Below are 20,992 nucleotides of genomic sequence, written 5' to 3'. Positions count from 1 at the left end.
ACACATTTGTCCTATGAAACACTTCCTTCACATCACTAAACGAAACGCTAATGTGATGTTCGTCGCACTTCAGCGGAAGCGTAGCGGGTCGATACCGCATTGCCCCTTCCCGAGAGTGCTTCCCGATGAATGCGTCTGTCCGTGCTCCGCGCCTGCAGTCCAAGCTGCTCGGCGCGGTTTCTGTTGGCTTGGCCGTGGTCCTGCTGTGCGCGCTGGCAGGCCTGGCCTCCGCCTGGTTGAAGTTGTCCACCGAGGTCCCGCCCGAAGTCGCGCACAGCCGCGATGCCGAACGCCTGCAGCGTGAGTTCCGTGGCCAGGTGCAGGAATGGAAGAACGTGCTGCTGCGCGGGCACGACGATGCGCTGCGCCAACGCCACCTGGATGGCTTCGACAGCGAAGGCCGCCTGGTCGGGCAACTGGCCAAGGGTCTGGCCACCAGCCCGGACCCGCGCACGCGTGAGCTGGCGCAGGCGTTCGTTGGCCTGCACGCGCAGCTGCAGCAGGACTATCACGCGGCGCTGCAGGCATTTGCCGCGGCCGGCTACGATCCCGCGGCCGGCGACAACCTGGTGCGCGGCAAGGATCGCCCGGTGGCGATGGCTCTGGATGCGCTGAGCACGCACGCCACGCAGGTGGCTGAAGCGGCGCTGGCGGCACGTTCGCAGCAGGCCCGGCAGACCCTGCTGCTGTGCGCGGCGCTGACCGTGCTGGCCGCCGTGCTGCTGCTGATCGGTCTGGCCTGGTGGCTGCGGCGTGCGGTGGTGCAGCCGGTGCTGGCAGTGGAAGCAGCGGCGCGCGCGGTGGCCGCCGGTGACCTGCAGCACGCAGTACAGGTGCGCAGCCGCGACGAGCTCGGTCGCCTCGCGCAGGCCATGCAGGCGGTGCAATCCACGCTGCGCAGCGTGCTGGATGCACAGGCCGCGATGGCGCAGGCGCACGAAGCCGGCACCATCAGCCATCGCATGGACGCCGCTGCCTTCCCCGGCGCGTTCGGCACCATGGTGGCCGACTGCAACGCACTGGTCGATGCGCATATCCGGGTGAAGATGCGCGCGATCTCGATCATGGGCCGCTACGCGGTCGGCGACCTCAGCCAGGACATGGAACGCCTGCCCGGCGAGAAGGCCGTGATCACCGAAGCGCTGGATATGGCCAAGCACAACCTCGGCCTGATCAATGGCGAGATCCGCCGCCTGGCCGAGGCGGCGGCCGCCGGTGACTTCAGCCAGCGCGGCGACACTGCCCGCTTCGAGCATGATTTCCGTGCAATGGTCGAAGGCCTGAACCGCCTGATGCAGACTACCGAACTGAACCTCGGCGAAGTCTCGACGATGCTGCGCGCGATCGCCGATGGCCGTCTCGGCGCGCGCATGCACGGTGATTTCCAGGGGGTGTTCGCCCGTATCGCCGGCGATGCCAATACCACCGCCACGCAGCTGGCGACCATCGTCACCGACATCAAGCACGCCTCCGGCAACATCCACACCGCCGCCGCGGAGATCGCCGCCGGCAACAATGACCTGTCGCGCCGCACCGAGCAGCAGGCGGCCAACCTGGAGGAGACCGCGGCATCGATGGAGGAGCTGACCTCCACCGTGCGCCAGAACGCCGAACATGCGCGCCAGGCCAACCAGCTGGCGATCGGCGCCCATACGGTCGCCTCGCACGGTGGCAGCGTGGTCGGCCAGGTGGTGGCGACGATGGGCGCGATCGAGACCTCGTCGCGGCAGATCGCCGAGATCATCAGCGTCATCGATGGCATCGCCTTCCAGACCAACATCCTGGCGCTGAATGCCGCGGTGGAAGCGGCACGCGCCGGAGAACAGGGCCGCGGCTTCGCGGTGGTCGCCAGCGAAGTGCGCACGCTGGCGCAGCGCTCGGCGGCAGCCGCGAAGGAGATCAAGTCACTGATCGAAGCCTCGGTGGAACAGGTTGGCCATGGCGCACAGCGCGTGCGCGAGGCAGGCGACACCATGGCCGAGATCGTTGCATCGGTGCAGCGCGTGACCGACATCATGGCCGAGATCTCCGCGGCCTCGCAGGAGCAGAGCGCGGGCATCGAACAGGTCAGCCAGACCGTGATCCAGATGGACGGCACGACCCAGCAGAACGCCGCGCTGGTGGAAGAAGCCAGCGCCGCCGCGCGCAGCCTGGAGCAGCAGGCCAACCGCCTGATCGATGCGGTGGATGTGTTCGACCTGTCGACCACGGCGGCGGCGAAGGGCGGGCTGGCACGCGCGGCTTGATTGATCCGGTTGCCGGCCAGCGGCCGGCACTACCGTCGAGCGCAGACAGGGGGAGTGCCGGCCGCTGGCCGGCCGCGTCCAACGCTGCATGGGTGGCGGCATGAACAGTGCGGACCAACGGTCCGCACCCACCACCACCTGCCGTCGTACACGTCGATGCAATGCACCGTTGCCGGCATGCACACGGCCGCTGGCCTACCCTTTCGTGGATATTCCCGCCTCCCTCCCCCTCTGCTGGAGCCCCCATGACTGTCCCCGCCTTCGGTCTCGGTACCTTCCGCCTGAAAGACCAGACCGTGATCGACTCCGTGCGCAACGCGCTGGCGGTCGGCTACCGCGCCATCGATACCGCGCAGATCTACGGCAACGAAGCCGAGGTCGGCCAGGCCATCGCCGATTCCGGCGTGCCGCGCGACGACATCTACCTGACCACCAAGGTCTGGATCACCGCGTTCAAGCGCGATGCGCTGCTCGCCAGCCTGCGCACCAGCCTGGAAAAGCTGCGAACCGAGTACGTCGACCTGGCGCTGATCCACTGGCCATCGCCGAACGACAAGGTCGACGTGCCGATGGAGGAGTACCTGGCCGCACTGGCTGAAGCCAAGGCGCAGGGCCTGACCCGCGAGATCGGCATCTCCAACTTCACCATCGCGCAGACCCGCAAGGCGATCGGCATCCTCGGCGCCGGTGCCATTGCCACCAACCAGATCGAAATCCACCCCTACCTGCAGAATCGCCTGCTGGTGAAGTTCCTGCAGGACAACGGCATCCACATCACCGCCTACATGAGCCTGGCCTACGGCGAGGTGATCAAGGACCCGGTGATCCAGGCCATTGCCGGACGCCACCAGGCCACGCCGGCGCAGGTCGCGCTGGCCTGGGCGCTGCAGCAGGGTTTCTCGGTCATTCCGTCCTCGACCAAGCGCGAGAACCTGGCGAGCAACCTGGAAGCGGCAGCGATCCGCCTGACCGACGAAGACATGGCACAGATCGCCAAGCTCGACCGCGGCCATCGCCTGGCCAACCCGGAAGGCATCGCCCCGGCCTGGGATTGAGGCAGTGGTGCTGTAGAGCCGAGCGCACGCTCGGCTGCTGCCTCCCCGGAACCGAGCATGGCTCGGCTCTACAGGTAGGTGCCGACCTTGGTCGGCACTGAGCCCTGATCGATCGTTGGAACACCGTGCCGACCAAGGTCGGCACCTACGAGAGGGTGGGGATCATCCCCTGCCCTGCAGCAACCACCCACGCATCGCCGCACTGACCTCGTCCGGCTTCTCCATCGGTGCCAGGTGCCCGCAGTCAGGCACCACCACCAGCTGCGAGTGCGGCACCATCGCGTGCATTTCCTCGCTCACCGCCAGCGGCGTGATGCGATCGTTCGCGCCGCACACGATCAGCAGCGGATCGCGGTAGCCGGCCAGCACATCATGGCCATCGCGGCGTTCCAGCGCGCTCTGGCGCAGGAACACGTCCGCGCCCAGGCGGGCGGTCATGTCGCGCACGCGCTGCACCAGCACGTAGTCATCCAGCCGCGACGCATCGATGTAGCTGCGCATCAGCACATCGCCGAAGCCGTGGAACTTCCCCGGCAGGCGCACGCTGGCACGTTGGCTGCGGCGCTGCTCGGCACGTTCCGGTGAATCGGCGTGGATCGAGGTATCGATCAGCGCCAGCTGCAGCACGCGCTCCGGCGCAATGCGCAGGATCTGCTGGGCGACGAAGCCGCCCAATGAGAAACCGGCCAGCGCAAAGCGCTCCGGTGCCTGTGCGAGTACGTCCTCGGCCACCGCCTGCAGGGTCTCGCCACGGGTCTGGTCGCCTACTGTGCAGTCGGCGATGTCGGCCAGGTCGGCCAGCTGCGCGCGCCACAGCTCGGCATCGTTGAGCAGGCCGGGCAGCAGCAGCAGGGGAATACGGTCGGTCATGGGGGTATTGTCGCGCCAGCACGGTGACGGAACCATGCCGCAACAGGCGGTTGCGTTGTAGGGTCGCGCCATGCTCGACTGCTGCACGGCCCGTCGAGCATGGCTCGACTCTCAGAAGGCAGCGATACGGACGCGACCATGGCAGACCCCTACAACAGCGGCACCCCCACCCCACCCGCGCTCCGCTTCGATGATGCGCTGGTCACCACCGCCTTCGAGCTGCCTGGGCACCGCGTCGTGCGCAACCTCGGTGTGGTGCGCGGCATCACCGTGCGCTCGCGCTCGATCGTCGGCAACTTCCTCGGCGGTATCCAGACGCTCTTCGGTGGCAACATCACCATCTATACCGAACTGTGCGAACAGGCCCGCGAGGAAACCTACCGCGACATGGTCAAGCATGCACGGCAGCTGGGTGCCAACGCCATCATCGGCATGCGCTACGACGCCACCGATGTGATGACCGGGCTTACCGAAGTGCTGTGCTATGGCACGGCGGTGGTGGTGGAACCGATGCGTTGAAGCTGTAGAGCCGAGCCCATGCCCGGCTCAGGCGTGCCCGTGTGATGCAAGGCAGCCGAGCGTGGGCTCGGCTCTACAATGGCACGTCGGGCACCTCGACCTGCTGCACCGGCAGGGTCACCATCATCACCGTCGGGTCGTCCGGGTCCAGCTTCGTCTTGAAGCCCAGGCTCTGGCACATCGCCAGCATGGTGCTGTTCTCGCGCAGCACCTGGCCTTCGACCACGTCCAGGCCCAGCCACTTGGCGTACTCGATCATGATCGCCATCAGCCGCCAGCCGATGCCGTGGCCCTTCAGGTCCGAGCGGATCAGGATGCCGTACTCGCCACGGTGGTAATCGGCATCGGCGTGCAGGCGCACCGCGCCCAGCATCTCGCCGCTGCGCGGTTCGATCGCCACCAGCGCAATCGAGCGCGCGTAGTCGAGCTGGGTCAGGCGCGCGATGAACTCGTGGCTGAAGTGCTTCACCGACTGGAAGAAGCGCAGGCGCAGGTCCTCGTCGCTGACGCGGGCGAAGAACGCACGGAACAGCGCGTCGTCCTCCGGCCGCACCGGGCGCACGAAGGCACGGCCGCCATCGGACAGTTCGATGGTGCGCTCCCACTCCTTCGGGTACGGGAACACCGAGAAACGTGGATGGCCGCGGCCCTTGTGCAGGATGCGCGACGGCGCCACCGCTACGCGGGCGTCGAGGGCGAGGATGCCCTTGCCGTCGACCAGCAACGGGTTGATGTCCAGCGTACGCACTTCGGGAATGTCGGCGGCCAGTTGTGCCAGCTTCACCAGCGCCAGCGCCAGTGCGCGCTCGTCAGCCGCCGGCACGTCACCGTAGGCCTTGAGGATGCGCGAGGCGCGGGTCTGGCCAATCAGCTCGTGGGCCAGGCGCAGGTCCAGCGGCGGCAGCGCCAGCGCCTTGTCGTTGATCACTTCGACGGCAGTGCCGCCGCGACCGACCACGATCACCGGGCCGAACGTCGCGTCATCGGCGATGCCGACAATCAACTCGCGCGCCTTCGGACGCACGATGGTCGGCTGCACCAGCAGGCCGTCGGTACGCGCATCCGGCCGCAGCTGGCGTGCGCGCGACAGGATCGCGTTGGCCGCGCTCTGCACCGCCGGCAGCGTGGACAGGTTCAGGCGCACACCATCCACTTCCGACTTGTGCGGAATATCCGGCGAGAGAATCTTCAGCGCGACCGTGGCACCGCGTTCCAGCAGCGGCTGCGCCAGGTCCATCGCCTCGTGCGCATCACGCGCATGCATCACCGGCGCGGAGGGAATGCCGTAGGCCTTGAGCAGTTCATGCGTAGCCAGCGGGTCCAGCCACTGCTGGCCGTTGGCCAGCGCGGCATCGACCAGTGCGCGCGCGGCGGCCGTGTCGACGCTGAAGTCCTGCGGCAGGCTGGGCGGCGTTTCCATCAACGCGTTCTGCGCTTCGCGGTAGCGCACCAGATGCTGGAAGCCACGTACGGCTTCGGCCTCGGTCGGATAGGTCGGCACCCGCGCCGCGTTGAGCGTGGCGGTGGCCTGGTCGTCGTTGCCCAGCCACACCGCGAACACCGGCTTGTCGCGGTGGTGGCGCGGGCGCAGGCCGAGCGTGCGGGTGAGTGCCTGCGCGGCGTCCGCCGATGAGGTGAACGCGGTCGGCACGTTGACCACCATCACCGCGTCATTCTCGTTGTCGGCCAGCAGCGCTTCGATGGCCGCGGCATAGCGGTCACCATCGGCGTCGACCACGATGTCGACCGGATTGCTGCGCGACCAGCCCTGTGGCAATACCGCATCGAGCTTCTGCACCGTGCTGTCGGACAGGGTGGCCAGCGTGCCACGCAGCGCGATCAGCTGGTCCACGGCAAGGCGGCCGACGCCGCCACCATTGCTGAGAATGGCCAGGCGGCGGCCAGGGAAGGTGCCCAGCCGCCCCAGTGATTCGGCGGCGGTGAACAGCTCGTCCAGCGCACCGACGCGCAGCAGCCCGGCGCGGTTGAAGGCCGCACCGTACACATCATCGGCGCGGGCCAGGGCCTGCACATGGGTATCGCGGCTGCCCGGCTGCACGCGCTCGGCGCGGCCGGACTTCACCACCACCACCGGCTTGGCGCGGGCGGCGGCACGCGCGGCCGACATGAACTTGCGCGCGTCCTTGATCTGCTCGACGTAGAGCAGGATGGCGCGGGTACGGTAGTCGGTGGCGAAGTAGTCGAGCAGGTCGCCGAAGTCGACGTCCATCGTATCGCCCAGCGAGACCACGGCGGAGAACCCGACCGAGCGCGCCACGCCCCATTCCACCAGCGCGGCGGCAATGGCCGAGGATTCGGAGATCAGCGCGAGGTCGCCGGCCTGCGGAAAATGTGCGGCGATGCTGGCATTGAGCCGCGCGTGCGGCGCGATCACGCCCAGGCAATGCGGCCCGAGGATGCGCAGGCCATGCTTGCGCGCCACCGCCTCTACCTGTGCAGACAACGAACCGGGGCCTTCGCCCAGGTGCGCGGTGAGGATGATCGCCGCCTGCACGCCACGTTCGGCGGCAGTGCGCACCACCTGCGGCACGATCGCCGCTGGTGCGGTGATCACCACCAGGTCGGGCACCCAGTCCAGGTCCTTCAGCCGCTTGACCGTGCGGATGCCATCGATCTCGGCATGCCGCGGATTGATCCACGCCACCTTGCCGGGGAAGCCGGTGCCACGCAGGTTGCGCATCACCGCGCGCCCGGCCGAACGCTCGCGCGGGCTGCCGCCGATCACCGCGACCGACTGCGGACGGAACACGGACTGCAGGTGGTAGGTACTCATGCGCCTACGGTACCCAAATTCCGTGGCGATGGGGTCGGAGGCGGGGTCGGACCCCTTTTCGCAGGAAAGGGCTCTGATCCCCTGCTGCGGATATCCGGGGTCAGAGCCCTTCGCTGCGCGAAGGGATCCGACCCCGGCGTGCACGTTTTGTTACAGCAGCGTGCCGTGCAGGATCATCGCGGCGATGCTGAAGTAGATCACCAGGCCGGTCACATCCACCAGGGTGGCCACGAACGGGGCCGAGGCGCTGGCCGGGTCGAAGCCGAGCCGCTTCAGGATGAAGGGCAGCATCGAGCCGGACAGCGAACCGAAGGTGACGATGCCCACCAGCGCGGCGCCGATGGTGATCGCCAGCAGGATCCAGTGCTCGCCGTAGTCGTGCAGGCCGCCCAGCTGCCAGATCACGATGCGCACGATGGCCAGGCAGCCGAGGATGGCGCCCAGCACCATGCCGGTCGGCACTTCGCGCAGGGCCACCTTCCACCAGTCGCGCAGGCGCAGTTCGCGCAGTGCCAGGCTGCGGATCAGCAGCGAGGTGGCCTGCGAGCCGGAATTGCCACCCGAACTCATGATCAATGGGATGAACAGGGTCAGCACCACCGCGCGCGCCAGTTCGTCCTCGTAGTGCTGCATCGCGCTGGCCGTCAGCATCTCGCCCAGGAACAGCACGCTCAGCCAGCCGGCGCGCTTGCGCAGCATCTCGAAGAAGCCGATCTGCATGTACGGCTTGTCCAGCGCTTCCATGCCGCCGAACTTGTGCGCGTCCTCGGTGGATTCCTCGATCAGCGCATCGAGCACGTCGTCCACGGTGACGATGCCGAGCATCTGCTGCTGCGCGTCGACCACCGGAATCGCCAGCAGGTCGTGGCGGCGGATCAGCCGTGCCACCTCTTCCTGGTCCATCAGCGCATCCACTGTTACCGGCGGATTGACCTGGGCCACGTCCAGGATCGATTCCTCGGGCAGGCCGGTGATCAGCCGGCGCATGGTCACCACCTGCTGCAGCTGCTGGCTGGCCGGCTCCAGCACGTAGATCGCGTACACCGTCTCGCGGGTGCGCTCGACCTGGCGGATGTGCTGCAGGGTCTGCGCCACGGTCCAGCTGGCGGGCACCGCCACGTACTCGGTGGTCATCAGTGCGCCGGCGGTGTTCGGCGGGTAGCTGAGCAGCTTCTGGATGACCTGGCGGGCGTCGGTGCCCAGCAGCGGGATCAACCGCGCGCGCTCTTCCTCATCCAGCTCGTGGACGATGTCGGTGGCGCGGTCGTCGGCCATCAGGCCAAGCAGCGCCGCAGCCCGCGCGGGTGGCAGCGCGGCCACCAGCTCACCGCTGCGGTGCAGCTCCGGCGCTTCGAGCATCTTCACTGCACGCGGCAACGGCAGCGCAGCCAGCGTTTCCGCGGCGCGGGTCAGGTCCAGCGTGTTGAGGAATTCCACCGCGTCGGCGGTGTTGTAGTTCGCCAGCGGTGCGGCCAGTGCGGCGGCATCGGCCACCGGGCGCAGCAATTGCTTCTGGTTCATCGGTTTTGCCTTGTGGGGATGCGACCTCGCGCAACGCCAACGCAGGCAAACCGTCCCGGTGTCAGGCGGTGGCCATCGCTGGCGTCGAACGAGGTCGACTTCTACTGTCGCTGGACATGGGTTGGGGACTCCGGGATGCGTATGCCAACGGACGCGCCGCCAGCGGCGGGCAGTCTGGACCCGTGGGCCATGCAGGTCAACCTGGGCGCCCCGCGCTGGGTGGCCGCCCGGCCGGTTGTTCTCGTGCATACACAGGCCGGCGCGCATAATGTCGTGGTGGCGCTCGCCACGCCCTCCCCCATCCGAACGGACGCACAGCGGGCTCCCCCGATGACCAGGTATTCCCATGCATAGCGGTGGTCTGGAACTGGCCCTGGTGCTGCTGCTGGCGGCGGTCATCGCCGTGCCGGTGTTCAAGAAGTTCGGCTTCGGCGCGGTACTGGGCTACCTGGCGGCCGGCGTGGTGCTGGGCCCGGACGGGCTGGGCTTCGTGCAGGACGCCGACCGCATCCTCGGTGCCGCCGAGATCGGTGTGGTGATGCTGCTGTTCGTGATCGGCCTGGAGCTGTCACCGGCACGCCTGAAGGTGATGCGGCGCTCGGTGTTCGGCGCCGGCGCGGCGCAGGTGGCGTTGTCCGGGCTGGTGCTGGGCGGCCTGCTGCTGCTCGATCACTTCCAGTGGAAGAGCGCGCTGGTGGTCGGCGTGGCGCTGGCGCTGTCGTCCACCGCGGTCGGCCTGCAGCTGCTGTCCGAGCACAAGGCGATCAACAGCGACCATGGCCGGCTCGGGTTCGCCATCCTGCTGTTCCAGGACCTGATCGCGATCCCGCTGCTGGCGGCCATCCCGCTGCTGGGCGGAGTGAAGAACGAGACCCTGCGCTGGGAAGATGCGGCCGTGGCGCTGGGTGCGCTGGCGGTGGTGATCCTGTGCGGACGACCGGTGCTGCGCAAGGTGTTCAGCATCATTGCGCGCACCCGCAGCCCGGAAGTATTCACTGCCACCGCCCTGCTGGTGGTGCTGGGCACCGCCTGGTTCATGCAGGAAGCCGGCCTCAGCCCCAGCCTCGGCGCGTTCCTGGCCGGCGTGCTGCTGTCCGATTCGGAGTTCCGGCATGAGCTGGAAGCGCAGATCGAACCATTCAAGGGGCTGCTGCTGGGCCTGTTCTTCATCGCAGTGGGCATGGGCATCGACCTGGACCGCATCGCCGCCGAGCCGTGGCTGATCGCCGCGGGTGTCGGCATCCTGCTGGTGGTCAAGTTCAGCCTGCTCTACGCGGTTGGACGTGTCGCCCGGCTCAGCTCGCGGCAATCGCTGCTGCTGGGCAGCGTGCTGTGGCTGGGCGGCGAGTTTGCCTTCGTGGTATTCAACGAGGCACAGCGCGCGCACCTGCTGGGCAACGCCAACCACGACCGGCTGGTGGCGATCGTCGGCCTGTCGATGGCGATCACGCCGCTGCTGATGATCGCGCTGCTCAAGCTGCTCGGCCAGGAAAAAGCCGCACCACGCGCGGCGGCCGAGGCTGACAAGGTGGCGCCGGACAACCGGCCCAAGGTGCTGATCGCCGGCATGGGACGCTTCGGCCAGGTGATCGCGCGCCTGCTGACCGCGCAGAAGGTGCCGTTCGTGGCGCTGGAGGCGAACCCGGACACCGTTGCCGACCTGCGCCGCTTCGGCAACCAGCTGTACTACGGCGATCCGACCCGGCCGGAGATGCTGCGTGCGGCGGGGGGCGAGCACATCGATGTGTTCGTGATCACCGTGGATGACCCGGAGACCAACCTGCGCGCGGTACGCATGGTGCGCCGGCTGTACCCGGACGCGACGGTGCTGGCGCGTGCACGCAACCGCCAGCATGCGTGGCGCCTGATGGACATGTCGGCCGAGCCGTTCCGCGAAGTGTTCGGCACCAGCCTTGAGATGAGCGGACGCGTGCTGACCGCGCTGGGCGTGGCGCCGGACGTGGCCGAACGCCATGTGCAGCGCTTCCGCGAGCACGATGAGCAGCTGCTGCGCGACCAGTATCTGGTGTACGACGACGAGGCAGCGGTGATCCAGACCTCGCGCGACGCACGCAACGACCTGATGCATCTGTTCGAGGCCGACGCGGAAAGCGACGGCAAGTAGGCGTGCCGACCAACGGTCGGCACCCACCGGGGGCACGATCGGCACCCACCGGGGGCAGGGTTGGCACCGACCCGATCGATGGCGGACCCGGTAGTGCCGGCCGCTGGCCGGCAGCCTCGGTATCCCGGAGGTCTCAGCAGGTTGCCGGCCAGCGGCCGGCACTACCCACTGCGGATTCCGATCCCGGTGCTCAACCGTTGTCGCGCAGGAACCGCGCCATCGACGAAACGCCCGGCACGCGCGGTTCGAACTCGCCAGCGACGTCGATGAAGCCGCGCATCACCGCGATCTCGCGCGGGCTGCGGTTGAGGCTGTCGCGCACTTCCGGATCGGCACCGGCGCGCAACAGGCGCTGCACCAGCAGCGGCAGTCCATGCAGGGCGGCCAGATGCAGCGGGCCGAAGCCGCGCGGATCGCGCACGTCCAGGCTGACGTCCTCATCCAGCAGGCGCTCTACCGCCGCCATCACCACCTGCTCGTCGCAGGCGGTACCCGGCTCGGCGCGTGCGCCCAGCAGCAGCAGCAGCGGCGTGACCGAACCGGCGGCGGCCTGGTCCGGCTCGGCGCCCGCCAACAGCAGGGTGTCGAGCAGGGCCAGCAGGCGCGAGCGGTCGCGGGCACTGAAACCGTACAGCGCGGCACAGTGCAGCGGGCCCAGCTGCTGCGCGTCACCGGCATGCACGTCGGCACCGGCAGTGAGCAGGCGCGCGACGATGTCCGGCAGGCCCAGCGCCGAGGCCAGCATCAGCACGGTCACCCCGCCCGGCAGGCGATGTTCCAGCTTGGCGCCGGCATCGAGCAGGGCCGAAACGATGTCGACCTGGCGCATGCTGACCGCCGCCGACAGCGGCGTCGCACCGCTTGCAGCGGCGTGCTGCGGATCGGCACCGCGCGCCAGCAGCAGGTCGGTCACGGCCAGGTGGCCACCACCGGCCGCACGCAGCAGCGCGGTGCAGCCCTGTGCGTCGACCGCGTCGACGGCAAATCCCAGATCGATCAGGCGGCGCACGGCGTCCACATCACCGGCCATCGCAGCGGCCGGCAGATCGGCCTCGCGCAGGGTACGGCGTGGCAGCGGCCACACCCGCCAGTCCAGCCAGTCGGCCAGGTCACGGCGACCGATCGACAGCGCCACGCCCAGTGGCGTCTGACCGTCGGCGGCACGTGCTTCCGGCGAGGCACCGTGCTGCACCAGCAGCTTCAGCGCGCCTTCGCGGGCCAGGGCGGTGGCCAGATGCAGTGCGGTCATGCCATGGCTGTCGCGCGCTTCGCGATCGACACCGGCCTTGAGCAGGGCCTGCTGCAGGCGCAGCCAGCCCAAGCGTACCGCCAGCGACAGCGGTGGGTCACCGGCCGGCGAAGCGGCGAACGGATCGGCGCCACGCTCCAGCAGTTCCAGCGCCAGTTGTTCCAGGCCGCGGGCGGCCTGGTCGTGCTGTGCGCAGGCGGCCAGGAAGCGTGCCAGCCCACCGCGCCCGGCCGGCGACAGGCCGCGCTGCAGCATGACCTGCAGCGCCGGCACCGCGTCGATGCCGCGCGACAGCAGCGCGAACATCGGCGTATCGGCGCAGGCGTCGCGCACATAGGGATCGGCACCGTGGGCCAGCAGCCAATCGACCGCGCGCGGCTCCAGGGCCAGCTCCGGATCGAGCAGCAGGCCGCCCAGTTCTTCCGGCTGGCACAGCCTGGCCAGCGCGGCCATGCCATCGGTGTTGCCGAAGCCCAGCGCTTCGCGCAGCAGGGTCAGCGGCGGACGGTCCGGCAACAGGCCGCTGGCGCTGGCCGCTTCACCGCGCTCGGCCAGGCCATCACTGACGGCTGCCGGCAGCGGATAGGACGGGTCCAGCAAGGCCACGATCGCCCAGCGGCCCGCTTCGGCCGCATAGTCCACCGCGCGGCGGCCAACCGGGTCGGTGGCGTCGGCGGCGATGCCCAGTTCCATCAGGCGCTTGATCAGCAGCGGCGAGACATCCTCGGCCATCACTGCCAGCTGCACCGCATTGCGGCCTTCGCCGTCCACCGCGACCAGGTCCGGCTTGTGCGGCAGCAGGTGCTCGACCACGGCGGCACGGCCGGCACGGGCGGCTTCCAGCCACGGCGTGCGGCCCAGTGCATCGCGCGCTTCCAGGTTGGCGCCGGCGCCCAGCAGCACGCCGATGATCTCCACGTGGCCGGCCAGCGCTGCCTCGTGCAGCGCGCTGCGGCGCTGGCGATCACGCGCGTCGGCGCGTGCCTTGTGCTTGAGCAGCAGCTGCACGCCGGCCGGATCGTCGTCCTCGGTGGCGGCGGCGGCCAGCAGCACCGGGGTGCCGTCGGCCGGTTCGCTGCGTGCACCGCGCTCGAGCAGGAAGCGGGCCAGGCGCCAGTTGCCGACCTGGCAGGCCACCGCCAGCGGCGACCAGCCCTCGCGGTTCAGCGCATCGACTTCGGCAGCGGCATCGCGCAGCAGCGCGGCAACGCCCGGGTCGGAACTGCGTGCGGCATGGTGCAGCGGGGTGTTGCCATCGCTGTCGGTGGCACGTGAATCGGCGCCGTTGGCGAGCAGGGTCATCACCGCTTCGGGGCGGCCATGCCAGCTGTCACGGGTGGCGGCCAGCAGCGGGGTCATGCCCCGGTGCGGCGCGTTCACATCAACGCCGCGGGCAATCAGCTCGCGCAGCAGGCGCAGGTCCGGCAGCACCGCCGCCAGCACCGCCAGGCTGCGCTGGTCACGCCAGTTCGGGTCCGGCAGCGCATACGGATCAGCACCGGCCTGCAGCAGCTGCAGGCCGCGGTCGACGCGGCCCTGGCGCGCGGCCTCATACAGGGCCGGTGTCAGTTCCTGCGGCGCCATCGCCTCCAGCGGCGCGGTTTCGGCCGCAGCGGGGAACATCGGTTCCTGTTCGCTGCTGGCAGCGGCGAACGGGCTGGGGCGCAGCGACACCAGCGGCGCGGGCGCGACCCGCTGCAGCAGCAGGTGCAGCGCCGGCGACAGCAGCACGACCGCCAGTGCGGCGGGCCAGCGTGCGCCGTCCGGCAACAGGCCCGGCCAGGCCGGCAGCACCACCAGTGCGGCCAAGGCGATCACCAGCGCCGCCACGCCAAGACCACGCCAGGCGGTCAGGTCGCGGCCGGCCAGCGCCTGCCAGTGCTGGGCCAGGCTGCCATCCAGGCGTTCGACATCGTTCCACAGCGGCCAGGTGCGCCAGGCCGCCAGCAGGCCGGCACTGACCAGCACGCTCAGGCCCAGCACCGCCGCCAGGCTGCCGCTGTCACGCAGGGCCGCCAGCGGCCAGGCCAGCAGCAGCGCCAGCAGCAATGGCGCGGCAGCCCACAGCGCCAGCAGTGCGGGCAGGTCCTGGCGTGCGACCACCTTCAGCGGCAGCAGCGCACGGCTGCGACGCCACCACGACACGCCCAGCGCGAACGCCGGCTGCGCCAGTGCGGCAAGGATGGCACCCGGCACACCGCCCACCGCAGCGCCCAACGCCAGCATGGCACCCACGGCGAAGGCGATCGACAGGGCACGCGGACGGGAGGTGTCAGTCATAGTGTCGCGGCATCAGGCTGGCCACCGACGGCGGTACCTGCAGGTAGAACCCGCGTTCGCTCATTTCGCTGCGGACCTTTTCAGGATCGGCCTGGGCCAGGCGGCGCTGGACATCCAGGGCCACCTCCAGGACGAAGGTGAGCGTCCCCAGCGAGGTGAGCAGCGGCGCGGGTAGCGCGCTGAAATCATCGCGTCGGGGAACGTAGACGTAGGTGTCCGGCTTGAGTTGGCTTTTATAGACGTAGGCGTGCATGTCCGCGGGACGATAACCCGGGAAGAGCCATGATTGTGTCGGAAAGCCGACACCGGGGAAAGCCGTCAGCCGACGATGGCGGCGCGATCGGCGGCGTTTCCCTTGCGAGGTTCAGCAATGTGGCGGCGACGTTCAGCCAACGCCGCCGCCACACGGGCGCTTACTTGACCTTGGCGTAGGTGCCCTTCAGCGCGACACCGGCGAGGATGGTGCCGGCATAGCACTCGTAATTGGTGCTGCTCTTGAACTCGTTCTTCTTGTAGTAGCTGACGATGTCGACCACGGCGTTGGCGCCGCGCGACCTGGCGCCGTCCTGCAGCGCGCGCAGCGCCGACAGCGCGACCCAGCGGCAGGCCTCGGCATCGCTCTTGTTGGCGGCGTTGGTCTTCTTGTTGGTCACGTCTTCACCCAGGCGCTGCTGCACGCTGACCGGCTGGCCGGCCAGGTAGAAGCGCACGCTGCCGTCGATGCCGGCGTCCTTGGCAGCCTGCGAGCTGACCAGCTCCTGCAGGGACTGCTCGACGCGGGTATCGCGGGCAGAGGCGGTGGAGGTCAGGGCCAGCAGCGCGGTGGCAGTGGCGATCATGAGAGTGCGGCGCATCGAAACTTCTCCTTGTCAGGGGTGCGGGTGGATGGCGGAAACAGTGCGGTGGGGCGGTGGATCACTCGCTCCAGCGGCGGAACACCAGTGAGGTGTTGATGCCGCCGAAGGCGAAGTTGTTGCTCATCACGTACTCGGCCTGCAGTTCGCGGCCCTGCCCGGTGATGAAGTCGAGCTGGCCACAGCGCGGGTCGACCTCGGCCAGGTTCAGGGTCGGCGCGAACCAGCCGGCGCGCATCATCTGGATGCTCAGCCAGGCCTCGAACGCGCCACAGGCACCCAGCATGTGGCCGACATAGCTCTTCAGCGAGCTGATCGGCACGCGGTTGCCGAACACCTGCGCGGTCGCCTGGGTTTCGGCGATGTCACCGTGGTCGGTGGCGGTGCCGTGGGCGTTGACGTAGTCGATCTGCGCCGCGTCCAGGCCGGCATCCTCCAGCGCCAGGCGCATGGCCTGGGCCATGGTGTCGGCGCTGGGCTGGGTGACGTGCTGGCCATCGCTGTTGGTGCCGTAGCCGACCACCTCGGCAAGGATGGTGGCGCCGCGCGCCTGCGCGTGCTCCAGGTCTTCCAGGATCAGCGTGCAGGCGCCCTCGCCCAGCACCAGGCCATCACGGCCGGCATCGAACGGGCGCGGGGTGGTCTGCGGCGCATCGTTGCGCACGCTGGTGGCGAACAGGGTGTCGAACACCGCCGCTGCGGTGGCATCGAGCTGCTCGGCACCGCCGGCCACCATCACCGTCTGCTTGCCACTGCGGATCGCTTCATAGGCCGCACCCACGCCCTGGCTGCCGGAGGTGCAGGCACTGGAGGTGGTGTACACGCGCCCGGACAGGCCGAAGAACACGCCGATGTTGACCGGCGCGGTGTGGCTCATCATCTTCAGGTAGGTGGTGGCACTGATGCCATCGGTGGTGAACTCGTTGAGCATGCGCCCGAATTCGCCGGTGGCCTCGTGGCTGCCCGAGGACGAGCCGTAGGCCACGCCGGTACGGCCGCTGCGCAGCACCGGATGCTCGTGCAGGCCGGCTTCACGCAGTGCCACCTCAGTGGCGCGCACCGACATGATCGCGACCTTGCCCATCGAGCGGGTGGTCTTGCGGTTGTAGTTCGGCGGCAGCTCGAAATCCTGCGCCGGCGCGGCCAGCTTGGTGTTCAGCCCGGCATAGACATCCCACTCGGGCATCGCACGCACCGCATTGCGGCAGCTGCGCAGGTGTGCCTCGATGGTCGGCCAGTCGTGGCCGAGCGGACTGATGGCGGCGGCACCGGTGACCACCACGCGACGATCAGCGGCCATCAGATCATGCCTCCGTTCACCGAGATCACCTGGCGGGTGATGTAGCCGGCCGGCTCGGACAGCAGGAACGCCACCGTGGCCGCCACTTCGTCGGGACGACCGACGCGGCCGGCGGGAATCAGCTTGAGCGCGTGTTCAACCACTTCATCGTTGAGCATTTCGGTCTCGATCAGGCCCGGGGCCACGCAGTTGACGGTGATCTGGCGGCTGGCCAGTTCCAGCGCCAGGGCCTTGGTGGCACCGATGATGCCGGCCTTGGCGGCGCTGTAATTGACCTGCCCGCGGTTGCCGGCCAGTCCGGACACCGACGACAGGGTGATGATGCGGCCAGGCTTGCGCCGGCGCACCATCGGCATGATCAGCGGATGCAGTACGTTGTAGAAACCGTCCAGGTTGGTGTGGATGACCTGGTCCCAATCCTCCGCTGACAGTGCCGGGAAGGCACCGTCACGGGCGATGCCGGCGTTGCAGACCACGCCGTAGTACGCGCCGTGCGCTTCGACATCGGCCTCCAGCACAGCGCGTGCGGCCTCGCGATCAGCCACGTCGAACATCAGTACGCGGGCCTGCTGGCCCAACGCGTGGATCTCGGCCATCACGGCCTGTGCCTCATCCAGGCGGCTGCGGCAATGCACCACCACGTCGAAGCCGTCACGCGCGATGCGCAGCGCGATGGCCCGGCCGATGCCCCGGCTGGCGCCGGTCACCAGCACGCTTCGATTCCCTGTCATGCCTGTCCACTCTCCAGATAGGCCATCGCATCGGCCGGTTCGAACACCGACACGTTGGCTGTCGCCCATTCGTCCTCGCCTGCCAGGATGCGGCAGGCGAACATCCCCAATCCATTGTCACCCAACAGCTCGCAGCGCGCCTGTACGCGCAGCCGCGATCCGCTGGGAAAGCTGCTGCGCGGGCTGCTGTAGCGGCGGCTGCCAAGCAGGAAGCCCAACTGCGGCGGCTTGCCCGCCGCACGCGCACGGCAACCGGCCCAGGCCGCGATGGCCTGCGCCATGTATTCGATGCCGACCCACGCCGGCACCTGGCCCTCCTCGACGAACAGGCCCGCGTCGGGCACCACCAGTTCGGCCTCGATGGTGTCCTGGTCCCAGTGCGTGATGCGCTCCAGCAGGCACATGTCCTGGCGGTGCGGCACCACCTCTTCGATCGCGTACAGCGTGTTCATCGACGCTCCAGCGCCAGCACGGCATTGCTGCCGCCGAAGGCGAACGAATTGCTCAGCACCCGCCGCGGTGCCTGTGCCAGGCGGGTGGCCGGTGCGACCAGCGGCAGTGCCGGCAGCGCGGGGTCTGCCACGCCGTCCCACCAGTGCGGTGGCAGCTGCTGCTGCGGGTTCCCGGCCAGCACGATCCAGCACAGTGCAGCTTCGATCGCGCCTGAAGCACCCAGCGTATGGCCGGTCAGCGGCTTGGTCGAACTGGCAGGCACCTGGTTGCCCAGCACCTGCGACACCGCCAGGCTTTCCATCGCATCGTTGTGGCCGGTGGCGGTGCCATGCAGGTTCACGTAGTCCACTTCATCGGCCGCCCAGCCGGCGCGCTGCAGCGCCTGCTGCAGGGCATCGATGGCACCCAGGCCCTGCGGATCGGGGGCGGACATATGGTGCGCGTCGGCCGATTCGCCCCAGCCGGCCAGGCATACCGGGCCGGGTTCGCGGGTGAGCAGGAACAGCGCGGCACCCTCGCCGATGTTGATGCCGGCACGGTGCTGCGAGAATGGATTGCAGCGCAGGGCCGACACCGATTCCAGCGCGCTGAAGCCGGCCACGGTGAAGCGGCACAGCGAGTCCGCGCCACCTGCGATCACGGCGTCGACGATACCGGCCCGCAGCATGCGTGCCGCCGACATCAGTGCCTTGGCACTGGACGAGCAGGCGGTGGACAGGGTCCACGCCGGCCCCTGAGCGCCGCTGCGCTGGCGCACGAACTGCGCGGCAGTACCCATTTCCTGCTGGGCGTAATCGAACCCGGGCGGCCATTGGTCCTGTTCGGCATGGGTGCGCAGGGCCTGCTCGGATTCACCGATGCCCGAGGTACTGGTGCCCAGCACGACCGCCACGCGTTCGGCGCCGTGGCGGGCGATCGCGGCGGCCACCGCCGGTGCGATCTGCGCCAGTGCCACGTCCAGCAGGGCGTTGTTGCGCCCGCGCAGGGCGGCCGGCAGTTCTTCCAGCGTCGGCAGCGGTGTACGCACCTGCCCCAGCGCCAGGGTGTGCCCCGGCAGCAGGGTATCGTTGTCGCTGAGCCCGCCCGGCACGCCGGCGAACATCGCCGAAGCCACCGCGTCGCGGCCATCGCCGAGCGCGCAGACCACGCCCAGATCGTTCAGGTAGATCGGTGCACTCATCGATCCGGCCCGGCCATGTCGATCGATTCGATGCGCAGCGCATAGCCTTCGGCGCGGTTGTCCAGCTGCACGCTGCCATCGTCCAGGCGCTGCAGCTGCAGCCACACCGTGCCGTCGCGCGACAGGCTGCGCTGATGGCCATCGTCACGGACCTGCCAGCCGGCTGGCAGCGCGGCCGCGATGGCTGCGGTCGGCCACAGCGCGAACTGCAGGTCATCCAGCACGCGCTCGGCGCGCACCTGCGGCGGCAGCCACGGCGCGCGCTGCTGGGTCAGCTGCCGGCCGTCCCACTGCAGGCGCACGCCGGTCTGGCCCATCGCCTGCACCGCCAGCTGCACCTGCTGCGCATCGGCTTCCAGCAGTGCATCCAGGTCGCGCTCATGCGTGCCGAACCGGAAATGCAACTGCTGCTGCAACGCCAGCGGCGCCGGCAGGCTGGCCGGCGACAGGCGCAGCGGCGGCAGTTCCACCAACGGCTTCGGCATGCGGCCGGCGCAGGCCACCAGCAGCAGGCTCAGCAGCAGTGCTGTCGCAGGGGCGATCAGGCGCCGCACAGCTGCTCCAGCACGCGCATGCGGCGGCCACTGTCATCGGCCACGTACGGGTTGTTGGTGTCCCAGGCGTAACCGGCCAGGATGGAGCTGATCATGTCGCGCACTTCGGGCTGCTGCTGCGGGTGGTAGATGATCTTCTGGAAACCGCCTTCGTACCAGCTTTCGACAAAGCGGCGGAAGGTCTTCACGCCCGCCCGCAGCGGGACCGAGAACTCCGCTTCCCAGTCCACGGCTTCGCCGGCATAGCGGCGCGCCAGGCATGCACTGGCCAGCTGCGCGGACTTGAAGGCGATGGTCACGCCGGACGAGAACACCGGGTCGAGGAACTCGCCGGCATTGCCCAGCAGGGCATAGCCCGGCCCCCACAACGAACTGACATTGGCCGAGTAGCCGGTGATGCGGCGCACCGGCAGCACCGCCCATTCGGCATTGGCCAGCAGCCGGGTCAGGTTCGGGTCCTCGCCGACGATGGCCTGCAGTTTCTGCAGGTCGTCGCCCTCGTAGCGCTCGAAGAACGACGGTTCGGCGACCACGCCCAGCGAGCAGCAGCCGTTGGAGAACGGGATTGTCCAGTACCAGACGTCGACGTGCTCGGGATGGGTGGTGATCAGGATCTTGTTGCGGTCGAAGTCCGCTTCGGCCGGAATGTTGTCGCGCACGTGGCAGAAGATCGCCCCGCGCACCGGGAAGTTGGACGGGGATTCCAGCTGCAGCAGGCGCGGCAGCAGGCGTGCGAAGCCCGAGGCGTCGAGGATGAAATCGGCCTCGATGCGGTACTCACTGCCGTCCGGGCGGCGCACCGTCACCGCCGGCTGCTCGCCGGCTTCGACCGACAGCACTTCATCACCGAAACGCAGCGTGGCCCCCATGCGCTCGGCACCGCGCGCCAGCACGTTGTCGAAGTCGGCGCGCTGCACCTGGTAGGTGGTGCCCCAGCCCGGCGAGAACTTCTTCCTGAAGTCGAATGCGGTACGCGCTTCGCCGTGCACGAAGGCCGCGCCGTTCTTGTGCTGGAAGCCGGCTTCGACCACGTCCTGCAGCAGGCCGGCGGCCTCGATGTACTCCATGCTCTGCGGCAGCAGGCTTTCGCCGATGGAGAAGCGCGGGAACTGCTGGCGCTCCAGCATCAGCACCTGGCGGCCCTGCTGGCGCAGCATCGCCGCAGCCACGGAGCCGGCCGGGCCGGCACCGATGATCAGGATTTCAGTACGTTCGACAGCATCCACAGCAGTATTCATCGGTGCGTCCTTGTTGCTCGATC

16 protein-coding genes are annotated in these 20,992 nt (G+C 69.0%); 4 read left to right on the top strand and 12 right to left on the bottom strand.

The annotated features are described in order from the left end of the window. Positions 1 to 125: 125 nt before the first annotated feature. Both E5790_RS10620 and dkgB read left to right on the top strand, forming a co-directional pair. The gene (locus E5790_RS10620; protein ID WP_111205363.1) at positions 126 to 2,246 is read left to right on the top strand and encodes a methyl-accepting chemotaxis protein; all 2,121 of its coding nucleotides are present in this window, start codon (positions 126 to 128) and stop codon (positions 2,244 to 2,246) included. Positions 2,247 to 2,491: 245 nt separating this feature from the next. Beyond that, positions 2,492 to 3,301, top strand: a complete 810-nt coding sequence (dkgB, locus tag E5790_RS10615; RefSeq protein ID WP_014648825.1) for a 2,5-didehydrogluconate reductase DkgB — start codon at positions 2,492 to 2,494, stop codon at positions 3,299 to 3,301. Between the two features lie 162 nt (positions 3,302 to 3,463). Here the strand turns inward: dkgB and E5790_RS10610 are convergent, their stop codons facing one another. Beyond that, positions 3,464 to 4,171 carry an alpha/beta hydrolase gene (locus E5790_RS10610; protein WP_032960593.1) on the bottom strand — a complete coding sequence of 236 codons (708 nt, stop codon included), beginning with the start codon at positions 4,169 to 4,171 and terminating at the stop codon, positions 3,464 to 3,466. 138 nt (positions 4,172 to 4,309) lie between these two features. Between E5790_RS10610 and E5790_RS10605 the strand changes: the two genes are divergently transcribed. Continuing rightward, positions 4,310 to 4,690 carry a YbjQ family protein gene (locus tag E5790_RS10605; protein ID WP_014648827.1) on the top strand — a complete coding sequence of 127 codons (381 nt, stop codon included), beginning with the start codon at positions 4,310 to 4,312 and terminating at the stop codon, positions 4,688 to 4,690. 73 nt (positions 4,691 to 4,763) lie between these two features. On the opposite strand, the gene E5790_RS10600 is transcribed toward E5790_RS10605, so the two are convergent. Both E5790_RS10600 and mgtE read right to left on the bottom strand, forming a co-directional pair. Beyond that, on the bottom strand, positions 4,764 to 7,484 hold the full coding sequence (locus E5790_RS10600; RefSeq protein WP_111205364.1) for a bifunctional acetate--CoA ligase family protein/GNAT family N-acetyltransferase: 2,721 nt from the start codon (positions 7,482 to 7,484) through the stop codon (positions 4,764 to 4,766). Between the two features lie 150 nt (positions 7,485 to 7,634). Next, positions 7,635 to 9,005 carry a magnesium transporter gene (mgtE, locus tag E5790_RS10595; RefSeq protein WP_014648829.1) on the bottom strand — a complete coding sequence of 457 codons (1,371 nt, stop codon included), beginning with the start codon at positions 9,003 to 9,005 and terminating at the stop codon, positions 7,635 to 7,637. A 346-nt stretch (positions 9,006 to 9,351) separates the two neighbouring features. Here mgtE and E5790_RS10585 point away from each other — a divergent pair, with 346 nt between their 5' ends. After that, positions 9,352 to 11,130, top strand: coding sequence for a monovalent cation:proton antiporter-2 (CPA2) family protein (locus E5790_RS10585; RefSeq protein WP_014648831.1), 1,779 nt, complete (start codon positions 9,352 to 9,354; stop codon positions 11,128 to 11,130). A gap of 190 nt (positions 11,131 to 11,320) precedes the next feature. On the opposite strand, the gene E5790_RS10580 is transcribed toward E5790_RS10585, so the two are convergent. From E5790_RS10580 to E5790_RS10540, 9 genes are all read right to left on the bottom strand, one after another. Next, on the bottom strand, positions 11,321 to 14,659 hold the full coding sequence (locus E5790_RS10580) for an ankyrin repeat domain-containing protein (RefSeq protein WP_111205365.1): 3,339 nt from the start codon (positions 14,657 to 14,659) through the stop codon (positions 11,321 to 11,323). Next, positions 14,652 to 14,912, bottom strand: coding sequence for a YcgL domain-containing protein (locus E5790_RS10575; protein ID WP_049404015.1), 261 nt, complete (start codon positions 14,910 to 14,912; stop codon positions 14,652 to 14,654). The genes E5790_RS10580 and E5790_RS10575 overlap by 8 nt, the downstream gene beginning before the upstream one ends. A gap of 160 nt (positions 14,913 to 15,072) precedes the next feature. Continuing rightward, complete coding sequence (locus E5790_RS10570; protein WP_032960605.1) at positions 15,073 to 15,513, bottom strand: hypothetical protein; 441 nt, start codon at positions 15,511 to 15,513, stop codon at positions 15,073 to 15,075. A 61-nt stretch (positions 15,514 to 15,574) separates the two neighbouring features. Continuing rightward, positions 15,575 to 16,813 (bottom strand): beta-ketoacyl-ACP synthase, encoded by a 1,239-nt coding sequence (locus E5790_RS10565; RefSeq protein ID WP_014648835.1) that lies wholly within the window; start codon positions 16,811 to 16,813, stop codon positions 15,575 to 15,577. After that, on the bottom strand, positions 16,813 to 17,544 hold the full coding sequence (locus E5790_RS10560; RefSeq protein ID WP_032960607.1) for a 3-ketoacyl-ACP reductase FabG2: 732 nt from the start codon (positions 17,542 to 17,544) through the stop codon (positions 16,813 to 16,815). Before E5790_RS10560 ends, E5790_RS10565 begins: the two co-directional genes overlap by 1 nt. Continuing rightward, a complete protein-coding gene (locus tag E5790_RS10555) occupies positions 17,541 to 17,996 on the bottom strand; it encodes a dehydratase (protein ID WP_032960608.1) in 456 nt (151 codons plus the stop codon). The genes E5790_RS10560 and E5790_RS10555 overlap by 4 nt, the downstream gene beginning before the upstream one ends. Beyond that, complete coding sequence (locus tag E5790_RS10550) at positions 17,993 to 19,177, bottom strand: beta-ketoacyl-[acyl-carrier-protein] synthase family protein (protein ID WP_049442067.1); 1,185 nt, start codon at positions 19,175 to 19,177, stop codon at positions 17,993 to 17,995. Before E5790_RS10550 ends, E5790_RS10555 begins: the two co-directional genes overlap by 4 nt. Next, positions 19,174 to 19,731, bottom strand: coding sequence for a DUF3261 domain-containing protein (locus E5790_RS10545; RefSeq protein WP_014648839.1), 558 nt, complete (start codon positions 19,729 to 19,731; stop codon positions 19,174 to 19,176). The genes E5790_RS10550 and E5790_RS10545 overlap by 4 nt, the downstream gene beginning before the upstream one ends. After that, a complete protein-coding gene (locus E5790_RS10540; protein ID WP_014648840.1) occupies positions 19,719 to 20,969 on the bottom strand; it encodes an NAD(P)/FAD-dependent oxidoreductase in 1,251 nt (416 codons plus the stop codon). The genes E5790_RS10545 and E5790_RS10540 overlap by 13 nt, the downstream gene beginning before the upstream one ends. Positions 20,970 to 20,992 lie beyond the last annotated feature (23 nt).

This window comes from Stenotrophomonas sp. PAMC25021 (genome assembly GCF_004795795.1).
GTDB lineage: Bacteria > Pseudomonadota > Gammaproteobacteria > Xanthomonadales > Xanthomonadaceae > Stenotrophomonas > Stenotrophomonas muris.
Note: the sequence above shows the minus strand (reverse complement) of the source record. Positions and strands in the feature narration are given on the sequence as shown.